This window comes from Kiloniella sp. EL199, from assembly GCF_900313065.1.
In the GTDB taxonomy this organism is placed as follows: domain Bacteria; phylum Pseudomonadota; class Alphaproteobacteria; order Kiloniellales; family Kiloniellaceae; genus Kiloniella.
Genome location: NZ_OMPU01000012.1, coordinates 12,290 through 34,821 on the forward strand (window position 1 = coordinate 12,290; position 22,532 = coordinate 34,821).

A 22,532-nucleotide genomic window follows, 5' to 3' on the forward strand; every position below is an offset into this window, starting at 1 on the left:
CCTGTATTCAGACAGCTGGAAGATCCTTCGCACTTTCAAGCGACCAGATATCCATCCCGTCCTGCCGTCCTCTGACTTGAATATGTTGCCGGGGAAAATCATCCAGGTTTACCCCGGCGATATTTGCGAGCGGTTGAGACACAACAAGTTGTGATTTTAAATCTTTGGTCATCCCCTCTAAACGGCTGGCAGTATTCACCGCGTCTCCAATTGCTGTAATAGAGGTCGCCTGTCCCCACCCCAATTCCCCGACGATAACGGGGCCTGTGTGAACACCGATCCCGATACGAAGAGGCTCGGGTAATTCATGGGCAAGATGGGCATTAAGCTCATCCAGCTTTTCGGCCATTCGCCGTGCGGCCCGCAAAGCATTCTTGCATCCCGTTTCCACACCGCGATCAATACCAAACAGTGCCATAACACCGTCGCCGATAAATTTGTCCAGACGCCCGCCAGACTCTTCGACAGCGGTTCCCATCGCTTCAAAGTAGCGGTTCAGAATAAAGACAACATCATAGGGGAGCTTCTTTTCCGACAGGGTTGTAAAACCTCTGATATCGGCAAAAAGAATGGCAATCTCTCGTTCTTGCCCTTGCGAAATCGAACTGTGTTCCCGTCGCGCGGCCTTCAAACCGCTTTTTGCAGGTAACAAAGGCGTCATCTCAACATCTGCAATGGGATAGGTCTGGCACGCCAAACGCATATTATCCGATGCCCCGATCCGGGTAAGAACCTTACGTTCACCGGACTCGCTTTCTGGTAGATGACCCAACCCCTTGCCAACACGAACACGACAGGTAGAACAACGCCCCTTGCCACCGCAAACGGCTGCATGTGGCATGTTATTCAGATGGCTCACATCAAGTAAGCTGGTGCCCTTTATCGCACGAAACGATTTACCGTTGGGATATGTCACTTTAAAGGTTCCCTGCCACCGCTGAATGGCATAGCGAACCCAACGCCCGATAATTACAGTCGAAATCACCCCGGCAAAGACAAATTGAATAACCGTTTCAAGACGGTAGATATCTCGAGCTTCTTCTGCCGTTGGCAGGTTGTAACCACTAAAAAATGACTTTTGCCACTGGGGATCAGCAGCAAGCTTCATAACATCCAAACTTGCAACGTAGTAGCCCGCCATAGATAGAGCGGGAACAACAACAGCAAAGGAAAGAGCCAAAGATTTGTAATATGCATAAGCGGGCTTATATCGCAGCCAATAATGGATACCCACACAGCCATGCACCCACCCCAAGATCATCAATATAGCCTGTCGATACCCTGCATCTATATTATGAACAATCAGGGCATAGAGTACATACACATAGTTATCTTCTACGCCATAGATCTCATGCGCAAACCGCGTCCCTAAAATGTGCAAAATCAACAAAAAGGGAATAAGCAGGCCAGAGAGGAGTTGAGCCATCTCCCAGAACTTCATATGTAGATGCTGACGCTGATAAACACCCCATAAAGAAAGGGCCATGTGAGAGGACAGGGAAAGGTATAAAAGTAGAGTGCCAACAGGATTTCGCCACAAAGCCAAAAAGGCTTTACGTCCTTCATCCATTGCCTCAATAGAATGGAGACCAAGGATATGGTTCAACAAGTGCGTGAGAATATATACAAAAAGTACAAGCCCACCATAGAGACGGATTGTCCGAACCATGTAGTTTTACCCTTCTCTCTATTCCAACATTATTTTGTTGCACCTTGGATGGAGACAAGCTGCAACAAAAAACGTGCACTTTTCCTTAAATATCCGGGTTTATTGTCGTTCTAGTTATAAATTCTTGTCGCGAAAAGAACGAGTAATTAATTAATAGCTGAGTAGGATAATAGGGAATAGGAATGATATCCAGTGCAGGAAACCAATATCGTGACGTCAAGATTATCCCGGGAAGAAAGAACAGCCCGTCGTAAACAACGACGCGAAAAACTTCTTCAGGAACTTGATTCCTCTATCCCGTCACCCTGTACCTCTGTTTGCCAGATGGACGATCTGACTCAACTGTGTATTGGCTGTCATCGAACAATAGATGAGATCAGAGATTGGGTCATCATGACAGGGGATGAAAAACAAGATCTTCTGGAATCAATCAATCAACGACGCACTGGCATGGTCGCTTAATAAGACAACCTGACCGTCATTCAACTTTCTTTACTACTTCGCCTTCTTAAAACTTTACGCCATAAAATTGTTGGCAAGAACCATCAGATCTTCTGCTAGAATTCTGGGATCTGCCCGCAAAGCTTTATTCGTCACGCAATAGCCTTCAAAAAACGGCAAGCGCAGACGCATCATTTTATACTGGTATTAGTTCTTATCCCAATCCAGTAGGACCTGACTTACATATCAGATCCTATGACCTACTCTTTACATGGGCTATGGTTATCATATCTTTATTTCTCTGGGAATTTTGGTTTAACCATGAACAAATTAATTCACTCTAATTGCCCTAGATCAATTATTTTTCCTCAAATCATCGCCATAACCTGGACCAGTTAATACGCAAATACTGGTTTTCCAATGGTCAAGATTGTATCACGCCCTCAAAAATCCGAATTGCTTATGCCTGCCGGATCATTAGAGAAACTTAAAATAGCCGTATTATACGGTGCGGACGCCATTTATTTGGGCACACCGGATATGTCACTCAGGACAAAATCTTCCTTTACTCTGGAAGAAGTTGTCGAGGGTGTTCAATTTGCCCACGCACATGGAAAACGGGTTTACCTGACTCTCAATCTTTTCTCGCATAACAAGGATATCCCCAAGCTTCCGCTGTTTATTGAGACAATCAAGGCTATCAAACCGGATGGCTTTATCATCGCAGATCCCGGTGTTTTTCAATATGTCAAAGACAATGCGCCAGAGCTTGAACTTCATATTTCGACTCAAGCTAATGTCTGTTCCTGGATTTCGGTTGATTTCTGGCAAAAACAAGGGGCAAGTCTTTGCGTTCTTGCCCGCGAAGCCAACTATCAGGAACTGTGCGAAATACGTGAAAAATGTCCGGAAATAAAATTGGAAGCCTTTGTGCACGGCGCAATGTGCATGACATATTCCGGCAGGTGTTTGTTATCCAATTTCATGTCGGAACGTGGTGCCAATCAGGGTAATTGCGCCAACAGTTGCCGATGGCATTACAAAGTGCACATGAAACTCAAAGATGGAACAGTTAAAGAGCTCAATCTGTCAGAAGAGAATCTGGATCTTTTCGAGTTCATGATGGAAGAAGAATGCCGTCAGGGTGAGTTGATGCCCATCGAAGAGGATGAACGCGGGTCCTATATTCTCAACTCCAAAGATCTGTGCCTTATGCCAAAACTTGATGATTATCTCAGGATCGGAGTTGATTCACTCAAGGTAGAAGGCCGGAACAAAAGTGCTTACTACGTTGCCGTAACAGCGAGAGCCTATCGACAAGCCATTGATGACTGGTACCAAGACCCGGACAACTGGTCACCGGATAGCTATATGGAAGAACTTTCAACAGTTCCAAGTCGCGGGTATACCCTTGCGTTCCACAACGGTCGTCTTGAAAACCATGCCCACAACTACGAACATACAAAAACCTTTGCCGATTATGAATACGCCGGATACATCGAGAAAATTACGAATGAAGGACTTCATATCGCTGTCAAAAACCGTTTACAGGCCGGTGATGTTCTAGAGTTACTTCCCCCGGGTACTCTGGAGACAATTTTGATCCGTCTCTACGAGTTTATCGATGCGAAATCCAAACAGACCCATGACGTCATTAATGCAGGACAAAAACCTATCATTCTTATTCCCTGGTCTCTTTTTGATCAGGAAGATATCCCATCCCTACAACAAAAACTTTGCGAACAGACGGTCATCAGAAAAGAAAAATCCCTGACACAGGCAGAGTGGGATCGATTGAAGCTAGACGCAACAGCTCAAAGAATAGAGTTGGGTACAGGTAGCGATACTCTTTACCAAAAACAGCGTGACAAACTCCAAGCTTCGATCTTTGAGGAAAATGGTGAACGCATTCCCAAAACGCCGCGGATTGGCACCGAAGGCTGTTGTGGTCGCGGTTGCAACGGTTGCGCAATTTTTTGGCACGACCCGATCTATGAAAAGGCCAGAACTCTGTTAGCCCAGAAAAAACAGGGCGAAATGTTTGATCGCGATATGAAGGACGCTTAAATTCCCAGCAACAAAGCTTGTAAGCATCACACAGAACCAAAAGGGTCGGTCACATCGGGCTGCTTTGCTCTATACTATAATTGGTTAGTATAGTTAATACTCAGAACTTACCAAGGTTGTTATCCAGCCATTTTTTCAGAGCACCTGCCTTGTCTGTTTTACCCAATAGCTGATAAGCTTTCACCCAATATTCAACCTTGGACAACGGAAGCCCGTCGCGATAGAGATGTGCTTTTGAAGGAATCTCATATCGCTCCCCGTCTTTTTCAATGGCAAAGCCTCCAATGATCTCAACTTTGAAGCCACTCAAGGCGATCTGAATTAAATAACTTGAGTTAAAAGGTGCCTTAGGACCCAAAACCTGGAACTCAAGACCAAGAATAGCCTTTCGAACTGCGTCCAGTGAAGCATCTGTGAGAAGATCCCAATCTCCAACATCGTCCTGAAGTCCAAGAAAATAAAGTAATCCGCTACCACCAATAGAAAAGCTTATATTATTCTTCTCAAGACGTGAGATAACTTTGTAAAGGTGTCGTTCTTGACCATTCATAAGCATATTTCATATATTAATCTATACTGCCGCGACTTGGCTTCTCTATTCAGCCAACAACTTTGCTGATACTTCTTTTGTCAGTTTGGCAGCGACCATTGCTGTCATACCGACAAGATCGCGATGAGGATTTAATTCGACAATGTCGGCCCCGATCAAATCAGCATCAAGACGATGTAGTGCGTTAATCAAATCACGAACAGACATCCCACCGGGTTCATGATGTGAAACACCAGGAGCAAAGGCCGGATCAAGTACATCCAGATCAATTGACACATAAAGCGGGCCATCAAACTCAACCGAAATGTCCGGATGCCAATCTTTCATGGCGATAATCTCCACCCCGAACTTTTCAGCCTGTTCTTGTTGATGTTTGTTCAAAGTCCGAATACCAACCTGAACAAGACGCTTCACGCGACCGGTTTCCATCGCCCGGGCAAAAGGACATGCATGACTGTCTCTGTTTCCCTGCATTTCATCATAAAGATCGGAATGCGCATCAAAGTGCAAAATGTTGAGATCAGGGTAGCGTTTGCTATGTGCTCTTATTAAAGGACCTGATACTGAATGATCGCCACCAATACTTAACAGTTTTGCACCAGTCGCCATAATCTCTTCTGCTTGTTTTTCAATGAACGGGATGGCCGTAGAAGTATCGTGAAAATGTAAATCCCCAAGATCCTTGAGGCGGATATCATTCCCCAGATCATGACCATTTTCACTGGTAAGGTTTGCAGCGCCACAATGCAATGCTTCGCGCATTCTTTGTGGTCCCATCGCAGGCCCGGTCATAAAAGAGGAATTGTGATCAATAGGTAATCCCAGTAAAGCCAAATCACCCTGTTTGATGTCGTGAAGACCCATTATCAGCCCCTGAACTGAATATTGTACGATAGATGTTTACTTAGCTTTTGATCAAGATGTGAAGCATGCAGAGTAGGTATTGTTCCTGAATGCTGAAATTAACAATGAGCAAGAGTTAAGTAACATGATTATAAATGTGTTTTGAAGCCAGCTTATGCTGTTAAAGAAACAGGTCAAGTCCCAGAGGCATCAGAGTGATATCAGTGTTATACCGGAAGATATTGGGCAAATATTAATCGCGTCCATCAAAAGGGTCACGGACAAGAGTTTCTCTGTATTTCAAATAACAAAAAACCGTCGCACTTAAACCGGCCCCTAATATCCAAGGGCTTTGGACGAAGTATCCAGCTGTAATCAATCCAAGAGCCAAGGCCGCAAGAACACACACAGGAGCGTCGGCACGATCTCCACACAAATCTACCCAGAACTTACGCTGCTTTAGCAAAATCGTATTGAGATCTCCGGTGATAATTGATGCGCCGAGGAAAATTAAAAAACCAAAGCCAATCATACCTGCAACTGTAAACGCCTGTTTAAATAAATCTGACATTCATATCTCCCTAGATATGTTTCTGTGGGTATGTCTCCTTGGGAAAAATTACTGTCTTCAATCAAACTCTACGAAAATTACAGTTTACCTCAAAATAATCAATTTATGAAATTCGACACGAAAGTACCTTGCCGGAAACTTTTTACTTTTATGCAAAGGGATGTTTTGGCGTCATTAATATATCGGCCAAAAGGAGTATGCCAATAATGGCAATTACGATACCGCCAAGTAAAGAAACATAGCGCCCGAAGTACCCGACATGCACACCCATTTCATCCATAATCTTCATCAGGGGAAAGCGTATCCCGCGTGCACCAATCGCTAAAAGAGAAACGGTAATACCTGTCCCAAAAGACATCGCAAGTACCGCTGCCAGCCCCCCAGCCCAATGCCCGAGAACAAACGCAAGAATGAGAACAAGTAAAGCCCCCGTGCAAGGCCGGATGCCAACTGCGAGGATGATCGCAATTAAATCACGTCTGGTATGAGGAACATCACCTGATCTTGAATGTTCATGAGCATGGTCCTCATGAGTATGATGATCAGGAGCATGATGTTCACAACAAGTATGATGATGTTCTTGAACCTCACTATGATCATGACCACAACAGTCATGAGAGTTCCCCCTTACTCCTCGCCAAATAAGAACCAACCCCACAATGGCAACAGCACCATAACTTAATGGTTCCATAACATCTTCGATAGCCAGCGATGTACTACGAACACTTGTTTCCAAAAGAAAATAACAGGTTCCGACAATTAAAATCGCTGTCAGCCCCTGAACAAAGGAAGATGCCATTGATAGTAAAATTGCTGGTAAAACCTTGGTATCAGTTGTCAAAGTATAGCTGGCAATAACAGCCTTTCCATGCCCCGGACCAAGGGCGTGGAAAATCCCATACAAGAAACAAATCCAGATCAGGTAGAGAATTGAATCATAGCCAATACCATCACCAAGCCCTCTGACACCTTTCCCTAATAGGGCGGAAAAATTTCTTTGTTGTTGTCTAATTTCACTGAGAGTCAAATCAATAATCGATTGATTTTCTACAGAAAAAATGCTGATTATCCCGGCAATACCAGCAAAGAAAAGTACGACCAAAACAACAGCCAACATAGCACTTGATGATCGCCTGCTCTGGCCTGAAATTTTCAACATTTTATTTCAACCGTCTTGGCAAATATTGATCCTAGATCAGGATTTTCTGCAACCTCTTCATCGCTAAACACTAGGTCGGAAAGACTTGTAGTACTCTCTGCATAGTCGTCAGGATGTGTAACGCTATGAGTACAACCGCTTTGCGTAGATGGTAGATAAGAAACTGTTTTATCATCAATAAAATCAATAGCGATGAAATATGATGGATCATACATCTGAACCTTCACAGAAGTTCCCGCCTTGATCGGGTCCGCAAGCTCAAGCCTGAATCTTAACAAAAGACGATCATTCAAAACGGTGCCATCTGTCATGATTTCTTTTTTGTATTGCAGAACAGACGCGTCTTCCCTCTTAACCTTCAGGAAATAATCCCACTCCTGAAGGTTTCCGACGGCTTCTTTGGCAAAGGTTAGTAACTCGGGCTTCTCGACTTTACCGCTCTGATCCTCATCCAGATCAGATAATACAGAGGCTGTGTAGAGATCATCAAAAATCCATACAGGTTCCAAAGCAGAGACTTCACCCGCATCATTTCGGTGGATAATAAGCGCTGCATCAACCCAGACATGGGGGTGTGATTGCGCATAAGCAGGGTATAACAAAACAAGTAAAAACATTGTACGGGTTGCACACCTCCAACCCTGCTTTATCAGGCGTACACCCACTCGTTTACAAGAAATCACTCTGATCTGTTCCTTTACAATATAATCGTCACTTTTAAATTACATTAAATTATGACAGCAAAACGACAATAGTTATATTATAACATTTCAAAGATACAAGCGATCAGGCTCACAGTATAAATTGCCAGACACGACAAAACGCCAGACAATCTATTCCATAGCTTTGGCACGCATCTCAAGCGCTGCAAGTTCGGATGCCTTTGCATAGCTGTTGGCTTCTTTTCTATACGCCACAAAACTATCAAAGATCTCTTTTGCCAGTGAGCTTGTTTTGCTGATTTCAGTAAGTGTTTCTTCGGACGCTTTATAGAGCGCCTTCATCACATCATCCGGGAAACGACGCAATTCAACACCCTCTTTTGCCAATAAGGGTTCGAAAGACTTCACATTGCCATAAGTAAAGTCAGCATAGCTTTCATTTGCTGATGCCATAACCGCACGCTTAACAATCTCTTTCAAGTCATCAGGCAAAGCATCATAAGCAGCTTTGTTCACGGTCGCTTCCAGCGCGGGGCCAATTTCATGGAAGGCAGGCATGTAGTAATAGTTCGCAACTTTATAAAGACCAAAGGCAATATCGTTCCAGGGGCCAATCCATTCCGCAGCATCGACAGTACCGGACTTCATAGCCGCAAAAATTTCACCTGGTGGCATCAGAACAACATTTACACCCAACTTCCGCATGGCCTCGCCACCCAGACCTGCGATCCGCATTTTGACGCCTTGCAGATCTTCCAGACTATTGATTTCTTTACGAAACCACCCTCCGGCTTGCGGACCGGAAGATCCGGCGTAAAAAGGCAAAACGCCAAAGGGTTCATAAGCCCGTTGCCAAAGGTCCTGACCACCGCCGAAATAAAGCCACCCCATGTATTCGGCAACACTCAAGCCAAAAGGAACACCCGTAAAAAAATGAAAGGCCTTGTCTTTCCCCTGCCAATAATAAGGGGTTGCATGCCCCATCTGGGCGACACCATTTGATACCGCATCAAAAACTTCAAAGGGGGGCACCAGCTCGCCGCCGGCATATATATCAACACGCAGATGACCACCGGACATTGTTGTAATCATCTCGGCCAACCGCTGGGCATTCATCCCCACACCGGGCGAATTGCGTGGCCAACTCATTGCCATTTTCCAGGTTATCGTGTCTTGAGCTTTCACAATTGCAGGGGCAGCAAGAGTCGCTGCGCCGGCTGTAACCAAGGCCCCAAAAGCTTGCCTTCGGTCCAGAACCCTAGACTGCTGATCTTGATTCTCACGAATCCCGGTTGTGATCTTTTTGTCGGTCATAGCGGCCCCCACAGTTTATACGAGAAACCACTTTACCTTCTCCCCTGTCAGACGCAATGCCAGAGAAGATCATCACACAAAAATAACTTCGAACCAGCCTTTGGCCAATTTTGGAGTGAAGATACTCAAGTCAGCGATGAAACAGAGGATTTTTCAGGTTCCAGGAAAAAAACTGTCAAAGTCGCAACAACGAGCATCATGGTCGATGCAAGTAAGCAAGCTTCAAGACCTGCATATTGAAAAATCAGCCCGGAAAGCAGTGTTCCCACTAAACGACCAATCGCATTAGCCATGTAATAGAAGCCAACATTCAGTGCAACTTTGTCTGAATCAGAACAAGCGACAATAAGATAGGAATGCAAAGAAGAATTAACAGCGAAAACAAAACCAAAAACGAGAAGCCCAACCAGAAGAAAGGCGCCAGAAAAAGATAAATCCTGCCATAAAACGACGGCGATCACGGCAGGCAGTATTGCCAAAGCACCCCCCCAGAAGCGCGCAGCCCCAATTCCTGAATGTGGGTCTTTTACTTTTTGTGTGAGCTTTGGTACCAGTGCCTGAACAGTGCCATAACCAATCACCCATAGCGCCATAAAGGCCCCGACTTCATCAAAAGACCAGCCAAGAGTGGAATAGAGAAAAACAGGCAACCCAACCACAAACCACACATCTCTTGCTGCGAAGAGAAAGATTCTCGCAAACGAAAGAACATTTATCGCTCTTGATTTTGAAAAGAGTTCCTTGGTACGGATTTTTTGCTTTGCTTTTCCCAGGTCAACCTTAACCACCAGCGCCGTAGTTCCCAGAACAACTACTAATGACAAAGCCATCAAAAGTAGAGAATTTTCAAACCCGACCCATTCCAACAAAACACCGCCGAGCAAAAAACCAAGGCCTTTGAGAGCATTCTTAGAGCCAGTTAAAATTGCAACCCATCGGAACAGCGTTCCTTTGTCTTCGCCATCATCCTTAACCACAAGCTTTACTGCAGACTTGGAACTCATCTTGGTCAGATCTTTGGCAACACCAGACAGAGCCTGTGCCCCCATGACATAGATGATCGAAAAATCAATCGACCAGTCTGCACGCAACTGAGAGAGTAATCCCAGAGCGACAATTTGAGTGGCAAGGCCTAAAAAAAGTGTCAATCGAAGGCCAAAACGCGCCGCAATCCAGCCTCCAACAAAGTTGGTCACAATGCCCATAGCTTCGTAAAGCAAGAACAGATAAGCCAAATCAAGTGGCGTAAAACCCAGACGGTGGAAGTGTAACAACACCAACATGCGCAAGGCACCATCTGTCAGGGTAAACCCCCAGTAGGCCGCGGTTACAGCACCATAACTCCGTAAATCAGACATTGAATTTACCTGTCAGTTCCTGCGACAAATGCTCAGATCTCTGACGGACCTGACGCGTGCCCTTTTACATCAATGAAGATCACGGCTGACCATAGACAGCAAATCTGCCATACGATTAACGTATCCCCATTCATTATCATACCAAGCATAGATTTTTAGATGACGCTTATCCACAACCATCGTGCTTGGTCCATCAATGATTACAGAACGAGGATCATTGACAAAATCAGTAGAGACAAGTGGCCGGCTTTCAAACCCGAGGATATCCTTTAACTCTCCGTCTGCAGCGGCCTGAAAGAGCTGATTAACCTCCTCTACTGTTGTATCCTGCGCCAATTCAAAGACACAGTCTGTCAAAGAAGCATTCAGAAGGGGAACTCTTACCGCATGGCCGTTCAACTTCCCTTTTAGCTCCGGGTAGATCATTGTAATCGCGGTCGCAGATCCCGTCGTTGTCGGGATCAAAGAATTAAGACCTGATCGTGCCCGTCTCAAGTCTTTATGCGGGGCGTCCACCATGACCTGTGTGTTGGTAACATCATGTATCGTTGTTATGGACCCACGTTCAATACCCAGCGCTTCATGGATTACCTTGATCACAGGGGCAATGCAGTTCGTCGTACAGGATGCCGCCGTCAAAATATGATCTTTGGCCGGGTCATAAAGCGCTTCATTGACCCCATAGACCAGATTGGGCACTCCTTCGGACTTAACAGGCGCAGCCACCAGAATCTTCTTGACCCCTTCATCAAGGTAGGGCGTCAAAACTTCTTTGCTTTTGAACTTTCCCGAACATTCAAGCACCACATCCACACCGCGATCAGCCCACCCGACATGCGAAATATTTTTCTCTTCGGAAAAGCTGATCGCCTGCCCTTCGACAATGATGTTATCTCCGTCAACATCAATGGATTTATCCCAATGGCCATGGACAGTATCAAATTCCAACAAATGTGCAGCACACTCGACACCGCCACTGATTTCATTGATATGGACAATATCGATACCTTCCATGTCCCACGCAGCCCGCAGCACAAGTTTTCCCATACGGCCAAAGCCATTGATACCCACACGTACTGCCACTTTTTTGATCCTTCTATGCTTGAGAATTTCATTCAACATTGCCCTGAGAAGCCTCTCATACCTTTAAGCAACGTCAGTGCAATAAAAACATTATTTCGAATATATTGGAAATAATAAATAACGCACATGAATTTTTCATGACGCCCATCATGAACAACAAAAAAACCTCTATTAGCAGAATGAAAGCATCATAAATAAATCTTGTTGGTGTCTCTCACTTGCTTCTGACATCATCTCGGTAATGAGCTTAAACAAACAAGCCACAAGTACGTCAGCAGATATCTGGAAATCTAACATGCCCTCTCCCAGTACTCTTAATTCCCGGTACGATATCCTTTTTGAGCCGATTAAAATCGGTCCCGTTACAATGAAGAACAGATTTTATCAGGTTCCTCATTGTAATGGATTGGGTTATGCTCGCCCGCAAAGCCTTGCTGCGATGCGTGGCATCAAAGCCGAGGGTGGTTGGGGAGTTGTCTGTACAGAAGAGGTCGAAATTCATCCTTCTTCAGAAATATCACCTTATATCGAAAGGCGGCTCTGGGATAAATTCGACATCCCCGCCCACCAACTGATGACATCAGCTGTCCACGAACATGGCGCACTTGCGGGTATCGAGCTTGTTCACAATGGTTTCCATGCCCCGAACAGAACATCGCGACTGCCCCCTATGGCCCCTTCCGCCATGCCTGTCGATGCCTATGATCCGGTTCATGCCCGTGCGATGGATTTAACCGACATTAAAAATTTCCGAAGGTGGTATCGTCAGGCTGCACTGAATGCACGCGACGCGGGCTATGACATTATCTATGTCTATGCGGGCCACTGTATGACAACCCTTATGCATTTTATGTTGGATCGTTATAACCACCGAAGTGATAGCTATGGCGGCTCCTTGAAAAACCGAGTTCGCCTTACTCGTGAGGTAATTTCGGAAGTGAAAGAGGCTGTTGGTGACCAATGTGCCATAGCTTTCCGTTTTGCCGTTGATGAACTTATGGGCAAACATGGCATGACATCAGAGGGTGAAGCACAGGAAGTCGTCGGGCTCCTCGCCGAGCTACCGGATCTTTGGGATGTGAACATCAGTGGTTGGTCACATGATTCGTCAACCGCACGTTTCGAACCAATCGAAGGTTATCAGGAGAAATATACATCTTTTGTGAAGTCCCTGACCACAAAACCGGTTGTCGGCGTGGGGCGTTTCACGTCACCAGATGACATGGTTTCTCAACTCAAACGTGGCGTTCTTGACCTCATTGGGGCTGCACGGCCATCAATCGCCGATCCTTTCTTGCCAAACAAAATAGCCCAGGGGCGTATCGATGCGATACGGGAATGCATAGGGTGCAATATCTGCGTCAGTGGTGATAACCTTAGCGTCCCTATTCGCTGCACACAAAACCCGACAATGGGCGAAGAATGGCGTCGTAAATGGCATCCTGAAAAAATCGAGCCAAAGGCATCGGACAGTTCTGTACTTGTTGTCGGTGCAGGCCCCTCAGGGCTTGAAGCAGCCCTACAACTCGCCAACAGAGGTTATCAGGTCACCTTGGCAGAAGCGGGACAAGACCTTGGCGGGCGGGCAACAAAAGAAAGTCAGCTTCCCGGTCTATCCAGCTATGCCCGCGTCCGGGATTATCGTGTCAACCTTATCTCTCAAATGGCCAGCGTTGAAATTTACAAAGACAGTCCCCTAGATCGAGATGCCATACTGGACTTTGGCTTTCCTCATGTCTTACTCGCCACAGGCTCCCAATGGCGCCGCAATGGCACCGGACGAAATCATCAACAACCTATTCCGGGATTGAACACTCTCCCAAGCTTTACCCCTGATGATATAATGAGAGGAGAAATCCCAGCAGGACACATCATCATCTTTGATGATGATCACTATTACATGGGCGGCGTGCTCGCTGAAAAACTTATCAACGACGGGCATAAAGTAACCTTGGTTACGCCAGCAACGAAGGTATCCGCATGGAGTGAATACACGCTTGAACAAGAAAAGATACAGGCAAAGCTTATCAATATTGGCGTAGAACTCATCACAAATCAGGCAGTGTCAAATGTTGTTGAGAATCAGATAGAGCTATCCTGTACTTACACAGGCAAAACCACAAAAATCATTGGTGATTGTTTGCTACTTGTAACAGCCAGGGATGCCAATGACACTTTATTTCATCAGCTAAGGCGTAATCCTGACAGGCTGGATCAAGCCGGAATTAAAACCTTGGAAGTCATTGGAGATGCCTATTCCCCGGGTTCTTTGGCATCGGCAGTTTACTACGGTCATCTAGCCGCGAGATGCCTGGAGGGCGAAAGTTGGGACGCGGCTCTATTTGATGGGGAAAGACCCGGTTTGATTTCCTGACTCAACTATCAAGCGCACATCCTCATATCTGAATGACTCGGATTATAACTCGGCACTTCAATTGATTTAACGACATAGCTTGCGGAATTCACTGTAAAAATCTCGTTGATTTTGCCTGCAAGGATATAAGCACGTTGCTGTGACAGTCCCTCGACAATAATGGAAATGATCTGTGTACCGTCCAAGTTGGCATCGGCTTTCACATTGCATGGTGTCACCCCAATCAAGGCAAAGTACTCTAATACCCGCAATAGTGTGTTGGGCTCACTCATTGCGACAATATCAAACTCGACCCGCCTATTTTCACTTGTGTTTCGCGTTGTTGTATTTGGTGTTGTTTTTGGCACAAAAATTCATCCCACTTACGATCATTCAGTATTTTGCTCAAAGCCAAGATCTCTATCTTTGCTCTGATACAGCCAGTATCTCAAAAGAACGCAGGTATTTCTTCCCCAATACCTCTTTGAAATGCTACCATTGGAAACAATATCCCTTTTAGGCAAACATTATCGGGAAAAATGACCACAAAATTAGACCACCTCGACATAGCTATCCTTGAACAGTTACAAAAAGACGTTACCATTCCAGTAACCGAGCTTGCTGAAAAATTGGGATCATCAAAATCAGTCTGCTGGCGTCGCATCCAACGCTTGATTGATGAAGGCGTAATCAAGGATCGCGTTGCCATCATAGATCAGAAAAAAATTGGTCTCGGTGTCACCGTTTTTGCCCAAGTTAAAATGCATCATCATGTAAAAGATGCCTTGCCAGACTTTGTAAAGGCAGTACAAAAATTTCCACAGGTTATCGAATGCCATACCCTGATGGGCAGCGTTGATTTCTTGCTAAAGGTCATCGTTAAGGATATTGAAGATTACGAGCGTTTCTTTTGGCAAGATTTATCACAAATCGAAGGCGTTCAGGAAATCAGTTCTTCAACAGCCCTGACCCGTTTTGTCGATACAACCAGCCTTCCTCTTGATCACCTTTATCTTGAAGGTAACAAAGCCGATTGATCCTAACGACTTATGAAGCCAGCTCTAATGAGTAACCACATCTTCTCCATCCAGCGCCACTTCCAATGCTATTGCAACAGTATCAAAAAAGCCTTGCCGCAGCTTCAAAACCCTTTAAAGCTTTCAAAGGGGGCCGTTTTTAAATCTACCTGTCCAGTCATCACGACCTCATCAGGCGTTTGCCACATAGCACACAAGTAACTGGAGTATTTTTTAAACCAGTTGGCTTAAAAACATCAATTGCGATTTTTCTTTGATAGGCTCATTGTTGATGAAACCAAAATAAAAACGCATCGATCAGTGCAGTCTATTGAGGCCAAAATGAAAATTACCGAGTTAAAAACATTTGTTGTCGGCAATCCTCCTCCTCATTTTGGTGGCAAGTATTGGATTTTCACGAAGCTTACAACTGATACAGGTATAGAGGGTATCGGCGAAGTCTATTCCGTCCCCTTCCATCCCAAAGTGGTAGAGGCCATGATTGACGACATGTTTTCGCGTCATGTCGAAGGCATGGACCCTTTCAAAATCGAAACACTCTGGCGTCGTGTTTATTCCGGCGGCTTCACACAGAGAACCGATATTTCAACAATGGGTATCCTAAGTGGCCTCGAAACGGCCCTTTGGGATATTATTGGCAAAGCTTTGGACAAGCCTGTGTATGAACTTCTTGGTGGGCAGGTCCATGAGAAATTAAGATCCTATACCTACCTTTACCCACAAGACGGCGACACAAAAGATGTCTATATGGATGCCGATCTGGCGGCGGAACGCGCCGCGGATTACGTAAAACAAGGCTTTACCGCCGTTAAGTTTGACCCTGCGGGACCTTATACAGCCTTTGACCCGCGGCAACTTTCTCTGGAAGAGTTGGATCGTTCTGAAGAATTTGCCCGGAAAATTCGAGAAGCTGTCGGGAATAGATGTGATCTCCTGTTCGGCACGCATGGTCAAATGACCGCAGCCGGGGCAATCAGATTGGCAAAGCGTCTGGAACCTTATGATCCTCTTTGGTTTGAAGAACCAACGCCACCAGACAATCAGGAAGAGATGGCCAAGGTCGCACGAGGCACGTCCATTCCTGTGGCGACAGGTGAACGTCTGGCAACAAAATATGAATTCCAACGCGTGCTACAAAGCGGTGCAGCCTCTATCCTCCAGTTTGCGCTGGGACGGGTTGGGGGTATTCTCGAAGCCAAGAAGATTTCAGCTATGGCTGAAGCAAGCTACGCACAAATCGCCCCGCATCTCTATTGTGGCCCTATTGAAGGTGCAGCCAATGTGCAGATCGGGGCCTGTAGCCCCAATTTCCTTATTCAGGAAAGCATACAACAGTGGCAGGGCTTCCATTCAGAAATTTTGAAAAAACCCATGGTTTGGGAAGATGGCTATATCATCCCGTCTAAAGAATCAGGGATCGGTGTTGAATTGAACGAAAAGGTTGCTGAAGCAAACCTATACACTGGCAAGGCCTTGCATCTGGAAATGCATCCAGACCCTGTCTGAGTCCAAAGCCCAGCTTTAAACACGAAACAAAACAAGTATCAGCCCTGATTTTTATGAGAGCTGAACATTAAGGGAGCGCGTATCATGAAAATTGGTTTTATCGGCTTGGGTAGCCTTGGCGAACCACTGGCTATGAACCTTGTCACAGCTGGTTGTGATGTCACTGTAACTGACCTCAATAAAGAAGCGGCAAATCGTTTGCTGGATGCTGGGGCCAAATGGTCCGATAATGTTGCAGGAACCTGCAGGGATGCCGAGATCGTTATTACAGCCCTTCCCTCCCCCGCGGCATCCCGAGCTGTCGTGGAAGGTGATAACGGCGTTTTTGAGAACCTAATGCCCGGGGCAACCTGGATAGAAATGAGCACCACAGATTTCGAAGACCTGCAACGCTTGACCGATCTAGCACAAAAAAAGGGCATTGATGCCTTGGAATGTCCTGTAACAGGTGGGGTTCACAGAGCACATTCAGGTCTCATCACAATTCTGGTCGGTGGCGAAGAAGCCATTTACGACAAGGTGAAGCCCGTTTTGGAAATCATGGGAGGTGAAATCCTCTATATGGGTCCCACAGGTCACGCCACCGTTGTGAAGGTCGTGACAAACATGCTCGCTTTCATCAACCTCGTTGCCGCAAGTGAAGGCATGATGCTTGCCCGCAAACATGGTGTCGATATGGATGCCATCTGGAAAGGCATTCGCCACAGCTCGGGCAATTCCTTTGCACACGAAACTGAATCAAAACTCATCCTTAGCGGCAGTTACAAAGTCAATTTCCCTATTGATCTCGTCTTGAAGGACCTGGGTCTTGCTCAGGGCATTGCTGAGAAAACAGGTGTCCCGCTGGAGCTCGGGAGCGTTACCCAGCAAATCTATCGTCGGGCAAAAGGATTATTTGGAGGGAATGCCCAGTCCCCGGAAGTCGCCAGAATGATCGAACAGGCATGTGGCATAGATATGCGTGCAGAGGGTTATCCTGTCGAGTTGACCGAAGAAAATGCCGGGTAATCTAGAGGTGATCTCACGGGATGATTTATAAGTTGATAATCAAATGACGTTAGATGATTTAAAGCTTCTATCCAAAGATAGATGAACATTAGACTCAAGAACAACCATGGGCCTCATGATCAGCAAAAATCAACAACAAGGCGTCCTCAAAAAAATTAATCACCGCATAGCTAAAGATGACTGTGACGCAGCAATAATTCCTTTTGAAATCAGGCATCAAAAAACTACTAGATCATTGAAAAGCGACTAGACAATAATACTCACAGCATCTCTTACATATGACTCTATTTTTTAAATTAGATCGAATTAGGCTTCGCATATTCAAAATATTTTCCATTATCAAAAGGCATGACTTCCATGGAATCAGGATTCCAGAGGCTACGGGGCTCACTAACAAGGTCGCCGAGGTAATAGTGAATAGCGCGGGATGTAATCTCACCGTAGTTCGTGATGCAATGAATGGCATCCTTTTCGAGATGACCAACACAAGGGGCATCAAAATCAATACGATCTATTTGACGTAGATTGCCTCCAGACTCTTGCTCAAAAATAAGACTCGTCTCACACCCTTCATAAAATCCAATAACAACGGGCATTCCATGTGAGTGAGGCGGATAAAGAACTCCTGGCGTCAATTTGATCGAATAAATAGTCAGCTCATCTGATAAATAAAGGAGAGTCTCATCCTCCTCCGCTTCAGGCAAAATTTGTTTAAGCCATTCTTTCTGACTGATTGTTTTTTCCATCAATCTTGTAAGGCTTACTATTGGTTGCGCTGAACGCGCTGCTTCCAGACTTGCAGCAATAAGATCATTTAAACTTTGCATTAAACTTACCTTTCTTTAAGAGATTAATTTTAGAGCTTTGATCCATTTCTCATTAAGATAAATTATTTTCAATTTGAGATGCTCAATAAAAGTACTTTTCTTATATTACATACAAATATTATTTAAATCATAATGTTGTCAACACTTGACTGAGCATCTCAGATGTGTTTTTAATTTTAAAATTGGAGATTTAAAATGACAAAGCTTAAAAGCGATTTGCTATACAACCACATTCATACTGAGATTATGTTGTGCAGCTTAGTTCCCGGTTCAATTCTCACCGAACGTGAATTAGGAGAGCGTTACGATAGCCGTAAAGCCACGATACGGAATGCAATGGCACGTCTGATACAAGAAGGGTTCGCAAAAAATCTGCCAAGACGCGGATATCTTATTACACCCATTACAATGCGTGATGTTTCAGAAATTTGTGATGCTCGAATCGTGATTGAGCCAGATCTGACACGGGCCGCCACCGAACGTTTGACGCCGGGGACGATGCAAAACATCGCTGCCGCAATTAGAGAAACCGAAAAGCCGGAAACTCTAAAGAGCCGCCCTTCTTATCAAGCAGCCAACCGAGCATTTCATCTCACGATCGCTCAAGCTAGCGGCAACAAACGCTTAGTTGCCATACTGGATCGATTACTTGTAGAGCACGAACGTATTCGACACTTTGCTGGAGGCCCCCCTCAACTAGCGCCGGACTTTGCGAAGGAACATCGAGACTTATTTGATGCGATGTGTACAGGAGATGCAAAGGGTGCCGCGAACATGATGCGAGAACAACTCATCAATGGCAAAAAAATCGCGCAACAAGAAGCATTTGGAAATTCTGCGATCATGGATAGAGAGTTTAAACCACAATCCGATGGCAACCCTCAAAAAATGTCAAATCTCTTCTCAATGTAGCAAAATTTCCGGAGAAAAAAATGGGTGAATATTTACAGGCCGCTACAAAAAAATACCTACTTAGATACGGCGGAGATGCTTTTCCCAATGTGTTTACCCATGCAAAGGGCAGTAAGATTCGCGATACATCCGGTCGCGAGATAATTGATTTCACTTCAGGGCAAATGTGCGCAACAATTGGGCACAATCATCCCGAAATCATTAAAGCCATTAATCAGGCAGGAGAACGAGCATACCACATGTTCAGCGGCATGATTCCGGATGTTGTTGCTAAACTTGCGCAAGAATTGGCACAAAACTGGATGCCAAATAATCTTAATCGTTCCCTATTCCTAAGTACGGGATCAGAAAGCACAGAAGCAGCCCTAAGACTCGCTAAGATTTATACCGGCGGTTACGAGGTGATAGCATTAGGAGGATCCTGGCATGGTGTAACTGGAGCTGCAGCTAGTGTATCTTATGCCAGTGATCGGCATGGTTACGGGCCCACTGTGCCTGGAACATTCATATTACCAGAACCTAACAGCTATCGCCCCTATATTGAAGCAGGCAGTGAAGAAGCTGAGGCTGACGCAGCTTTAGACCTTGGCCTTAAAATGTTTGACATGCAAAGCCGAGGAGCTCCTGCGGCAATTATTGTTGAACCTGTAATTAGTGCAGGTGGCGTCTTGGTACCGCCCAAAAGTTTTTTCAAAAGATTACGTAAGGAGGCCGACAAACGCGGTATGCTTTTAATATTTGACGAGGCACAGACTGCTTTTGGGCGCATTGGAGCACGAACAGCTGCAGAATATTTTGATGCTACCCCAGATATCCTGTGTGCGTCCAAGACCTTAGGCGGGGGCCTGCCACTTGCAGCAACAATAACAAATGATGAAATCGAACAGACAGCCCATGAACGAGGTTTCACGTTTTACACTAGCCATGTTTCAGATCCATTACCCGCAACTGTCGGCCTTGCTGTACTGGAAACACTTCAGCGAGAGCAACTGTTGCAGGCCGCCCAAACCAAGGGAACTTTCCTTCGCGAACTTTTAATTGGACTACAACAGAAATATGACGTGATAGGCGATGTTCGCGGCCTAGGCATGTTGATGGGAGTTGAACTGGTAAAAGATCGCACGAGTAAACAACCCAATCATGAATTAGGTGCGTTGACCACCAAACGCTGTTTCGAGTTAGGATTATCAATGAATATCCGTCGACGCGCGGAACGTGGATCAGTTTGGAGAATTGCTCCTCCCCTAACTATAAGCGAAAACGAACTTGAGCAAGGTGTCAGCATCATGGATCAAGCAATTGGCGAAAGTCTCAACGCTCTCGCTCGACCATGAATCTGAATAGTTAGAGTATAACCTGGTTCAAATCATGCTCAATCAAAACAGCAATAAAACACCGGTCACACTGACTGGTCACACTGAACAGAAAGGAAAACTTCATGTTGAATCAGACTGTTGGAACATCTGAATACGAATTAATAATCACAGAAAAAAAAAGCACGGAGATGGTTGGCATCATCACATTGAACCACCCTCCGCATAATCGCGTTACAATGCAAATGATGAATGAAACAATGGATGCAGTCGCCAAATTTGACAACGACCCAGACATACGACTGATCATGATCAAGGGTGCCGGAGAAGATTTTGGTCGTGGAGGCGACGTTGAAGAAATCCTTAGCTGTGAAGGTTGGGAAGCGAACCAATTCTTCATGACTGTTGTTAAGACGGCCAAATCATTACGTGAGGCAGCAAAACCAATCATGGCTGTAGTTCACGGCTGGACCACTGCGGCAAGCATGGTAACTGCGATGAACTGCGATTTAGTAATTGCCGCAGACAACACCATTATGGGTGCAACAGCGATCGATTTCGGTTTATTTTGTCCTTGGGGGCCAATATCTATCATGCCGCGTATCGTCGGCACCAAACGATCATTCGAAGTTGGCGTAACCGGCGAGTTAGTACCCGCCGATCATTTGCTGGCACACGGCGTAATAAACCGAATGGTCCCACTCGAAAACCTAGAGGATGCAGCCATGAAATTTGCGGCTGAGATCACTTGTAAATCACCGACAGCAGTGATGTTACACAAAAAGACATTCTATGCGGCTCAAGACATGGAATACAACAAAGCGCTCGACTTCGGCGCCGCCGCAATGGTGCAATACCATCATACGCCTGAGGCGCAGGAGGGCATGAAAGCATTTATTGAACAACGAGCACCAGACTGGGAAATTACTGGCTATACCGGAGATTGGAGTGTCCGTCGAAAATCAGATGCATCGTCCATCTAGTTACCGTTCCACCTAACCAACACTACCTAACGGATTAATGTTAATTAGTTGAGCCTACGGGAAAAATAAAATGACAAACCAATCGCTCTTTGATTTATCTGGCATGAACGCGTTGATCTCTGGCGGCAGTGGCGGAATTGGTATGGCTATTGCCCGTCAATTCCTGCATCACGGGGCAAACGTTTTAATTGGTGGACATTCACAATTTGAAACAGAAAAGGCTCATGAAATCCTACTCTCAGAATTTCCACATGATCAAGATGACCAACTTCGTGTCCACAGTTTTGTGGGGGATATCAGTCATCAAGAAAATGCTGCCAATTTTGTAAGGACTGCAAGTCACGTTTTTGAGCAATTGGATGCCGTGGTTTGCAATGCTGGTATTGAATTCATTCAGCCAGCACTTGAGTACTCCTCGATGCAATGGGATCACATATTAAATGTCAATCTAAAAGGTGCGTTTTTTGTTGCTCAATCCGCTACTCAAATGTGGCAAAAAACAGAACAACAAAGAGGAACCATCACCTTTACATCATCTATTGCAGGCTCCGTCGGCATTGAGAACTTAGCCCCTTATGCCTCAAGCAAAGGTGGCATCAACCAGCTGACAAAAACACTTGCAATCGAGTGGGCTCATCTTGGAATTCGAGTGAACGCAATTGCACCTGGCTACGCCGAGAACATCATGCAAGGCTTAGAAACTCATGTCACCCCCGAGCAGAACGTGCAGATTGAACGCTTGATAGCAATGGGCCGACGCGGATCTGTGGATGAAATCGCAGCACCATTCGTGTTTCTAGCTTCTTCTGCGGCCAGCTATATAACTGGCGCAGTTTTAGCTGTTGATGGTGGGTACACTGCGCAATAGGTAGAGGT

The 22,532-nt window shown here is 45.4% G+C and carries 21 protein-coding genes; 10 read left to right on the plus strand and 11 right to left on the minus strand.

All coding sequences use genetic code 11. The annotated features are described in order from the left end of the window. Positions 1-7: 7 nt before the first annotated feature. Complete coding sequence (locus tag D9A03_RS14660; protein WP_120497979.1) at positions 8-1,669, minus strand: adenylate/guanylate cyclase domain-containing protein; 1,662 nt, start codon at positions 1,667-1,669, stop codon at positions 8-10. Between the two features lie 210 nt (positions 1,670-1,879). Here D9A03_RS14660 and D9A03_RS20110 point away from each other — a divergent pair, with 210 nt between their 5' ends. Beyond that, entirely contained in the window at positions 1,880-2,131 is a 252-nt protein-coding gene (locus D9A03_RS20110) for a DUF1289 domain-containing protein (RefSeq protein ID WP_120498009.1), read from the plus strand. A gap of 399 nt (positions 2,132-2,530) precedes the next feature. Beyond that, the gene (locus D9A03_RS14670) at positions 2,531-4,177 is read left to right on the plus strand and encodes a U32 family peptidase (protein WP_174233658.1); all 1,647 of its coding nucleotides are present in this window, start codon (positions 2,531-2,533) and stop codon (positions 4,175-4,177) included. A 100-nt stretch (positions 4,178-4,277) separates the two neighbouring features. Here D9A03_RS14670 and D9A03_RS14675 read toward each other — a convergent pair whose 3' ends face one another. The 8 genes from D9A03_RS14675 to D9A03_RS14710 form a co-directional block, all read right to left on the minus strand. Continuing rightward, positions 4,278-4,727 (minus strand): hypothetical protein, encoded by a 450-nt coding sequence (locus D9A03_RS14675; protein WP_120497980.1) that lies wholly within the window; start codon positions 4,725-4,727, stop codon positions 4,278-4,280. Positions 4,728-4,772: 45 nt separating this feature from the next. Continuing rightward, positions 4,773-5,591, minus strand: a complete 819-nt coding sequence (speB, locus tag D9A03_RS14680; RefSeq protein ID WP_120497981.1) for an agmatinase — start codon at positions 5,589-5,591, stop codon at positions 4,773-4,775. Positions 5,592-5,823: 232 nt separating this feature from the next. Continuing rightward, positions 5,824-6,141 (minus strand): hypothetical protein, encoded by a 318-nt coding sequence (locus D9A03_RS14685; protein WP_120497982.1) that lies wholly within the window; start codon positions 6,139-6,141, stop codon positions 5,824-5,826. A 148-nt stretch (positions 6,142-6,289) separates the two neighbouring features. Next, the gene (locus D9A03_RS14690; RefSeq protein WP_120497983.1) at positions 6,290-7,300 is read right to left on the minus strand and encodes a nickel/cobalt transporter; all 1,011 of its coding nucleotides are present in this window, start codon (positions 7,298-7,300) and stop codon (positions 6,290-6,292) included. Beyond that, the gene (locus D9A03_RS14695) at positions 7,294-7,917 is read right to left on the minus strand and encodes a DUF1007 family protein (protein ID WP_120497984.1); all 624 of its coding nucleotides are present in this window, start codon (positions 7,915-7,917) and stop codon (positions 7,294-7,296) included. The genes D9A03_RS14690 and D9A03_RS14695 overlap by 7 nt, the downstream gene beginning before the upstream one ends. 216 nt (positions 7,918-8,133) lie before the next feature. Then, on the minus strand, positions 8,134-9,276 hold the full coding sequence (locus D9A03_RS14700) for a TRAP transporter substrate-binding protein (protein WP_120497985.1): 1,143 nt from the start codon (positions 9,274-9,276) through the stop codon (positions 8,134-8,136). A 125-nt stretch (positions 9,277-9,401) separates the two neighbouring features. Next, positions 9,402-10,634 (minus strand): organoarsenical effux MFS transporter ArsJ, encoded by a 1,233-nt coding sequence (gene arsJ, locus D9A03_RS14705; RefSeq protein ID WP_120497986.1) that lies wholly within the window; start codon positions 10,632-10,634, stop codon positions 9,402-9,404. Between the two features lie 69 nt (positions 10,635-10,703). After that, complete coding sequence (locus D9A03_RS14710; RefSeq protein ID WP_162938180.1) at positions 10,704-11,717, minus strand: ArsJ-associated glyceraldehyde-3-phosphate dehydrogenase; 1,014 nt, start codon at positions 11,715-11,717, stop codon at positions 10,704-10,706. Positions 11,718-12,012: 295 nt separating this feature from the next. On the opposite strand from D9A03_RS14710, the gene D9A03_RS14715 reads away from it, so the two are divergent. Further along, positions 12,013-14,091, plus strand: coding sequence for an FAD-dependent oxidoreductase (locus D9A03_RS14715; protein WP_120497988.1), 2,079 nt, complete (start codon positions 12,013-12,015; stop codon positions 14,089-14,091). Between the two features lie 8 nt (positions 14,092-14,099). Here D9A03_RS14715 and D9A03_RS14720 read toward each other — a convergent pair whose 3' ends face one another. Further along, positions 14,100-14,438 carry a hypothetical protein gene (locus D9A03_RS14720; RefSeq protein ID WP_120497989.1) on the minus strand — a complete coding sequence of 113 codons (339 nt, stop codon included), beginning with the start codon at positions 14,436-14,438 and terminating at the stop codon, positions 14,100-14,102. 171 nt (positions 14,439-14,609) lie between these two features. On the opposite strand from D9A03_RS14720, the gene D9A03_RS14725 reads away from it, so the two are divergent. From D9A03_RS14725 to D9A03_RS14735, 3 genes are all read left to right on the plus strand, one after another. Then, the gene (locus D9A03_RS14725; RefSeq protein WP_120497990.1) at positions 14,610-15,107 is read left to right on the plus strand and encodes an Lrp/AsnC family transcriptional regulator; all 498 of its coding nucleotides are present in this window, start codon (positions 14,610-14,612) and stop codon (positions 15,105-15,107) included. A gap of 321 nt (positions 15,108-15,428) precedes the next feature. After that, positions 15,429-16,613: a mandelate racemase/muconate lactonizing enzyme family protein gene (locus D9A03_RS14730; RefSeq protein WP_120498011.1), complete on the plus strand. Its 1,185-nt coding sequence runs from the start codon at positions 15,429-15,431 to the stop codon at positions 16,611-16,613. Between the two features lie 84 nt (positions 16,614-16,697). After that, on the plus strand, positions 16,698-17,621 hold the full coding sequence (locus D9A03_RS14735) for an NAD(P)-dependent oxidoreductase (protein WP_120497991.1): 924 nt from the start codon (positions 16,698-16,700) through the stop codon (positions 17,619-17,621). Between the two features lie 296 nt (positions 17,622-17,917). Here the strand turns inward: D9A03_RS14735 and D9A03_RS14740 are convergent, their stop codons facing one another. Next, entirely contained in the window at positions 17,918-18,448 is a 531-nt protein-coding gene (locus D9A03_RS14740) for a hypothetical protein (protein WP_120497992.1), read from the minus strand. A 195-nt stretch (positions 18,449-18,643) separates the two neighbouring features. Between D9A03_RS14740 and D9A03_RS14745 the strand changes: the two genes are divergently transcribed. The 4 genes from D9A03_RS14745 (at position 18,644) to D9A03_RS14760 (ending at position 22,524) form a co-directional block, all read left to right on the plus strand. Next, positions 18,644-19,360 (plus strand): GntR family transcriptional regulator, encoded by a 717-nt coding sequence (locus D9A03_RS14745; RefSeq protein ID WP_120497993.1) that lies wholly within the window; start codon positions 18,644-18,646, stop codon positions 19,358-19,360. 20 nt (positions 19,361-19,380) lie between these two features. Continuing rightward, complete coding sequence (locus tag D9A03_RS14750) at positions 19,381-20,694, plus strand: aspartate aminotransferase family protein (RefSeq protein ID WP_120497994.1); 1,314 nt, start codon at positions 19,381-19,383, stop codon at positions 20,692-20,694. Between the two features lie 104 nt (positions 20,695-20,798). Beyond that, on the plus strand, positions 20,799-21,656 hold the full coding sequence (locus tag D9A03_RS14755) for an enoyl-CoA hydratase/isomerase family protein (RefSeq protein ID WP_120497995.1): 858 nt from the start codon (positions 20,799-20,801) through the stop codon (positions 21,654-21,656). 70 nt (positions 21,657-21,726) lie between these two features. After that, the gene (locus D9A03_RS14760; protein WP_120497996.1) at positions 21,727-22,524 is read left to right on the plus strand and encodes an SDR family NAD(P)-dependent oxidoreductase; all 798 of its coding nucleotides are present in this window, start codon (positions 21,727-21,729) and stop codon (positions 22,522-22,524) included. Positions 22,525-22,532: the final 8 nt, after the last annotated feature.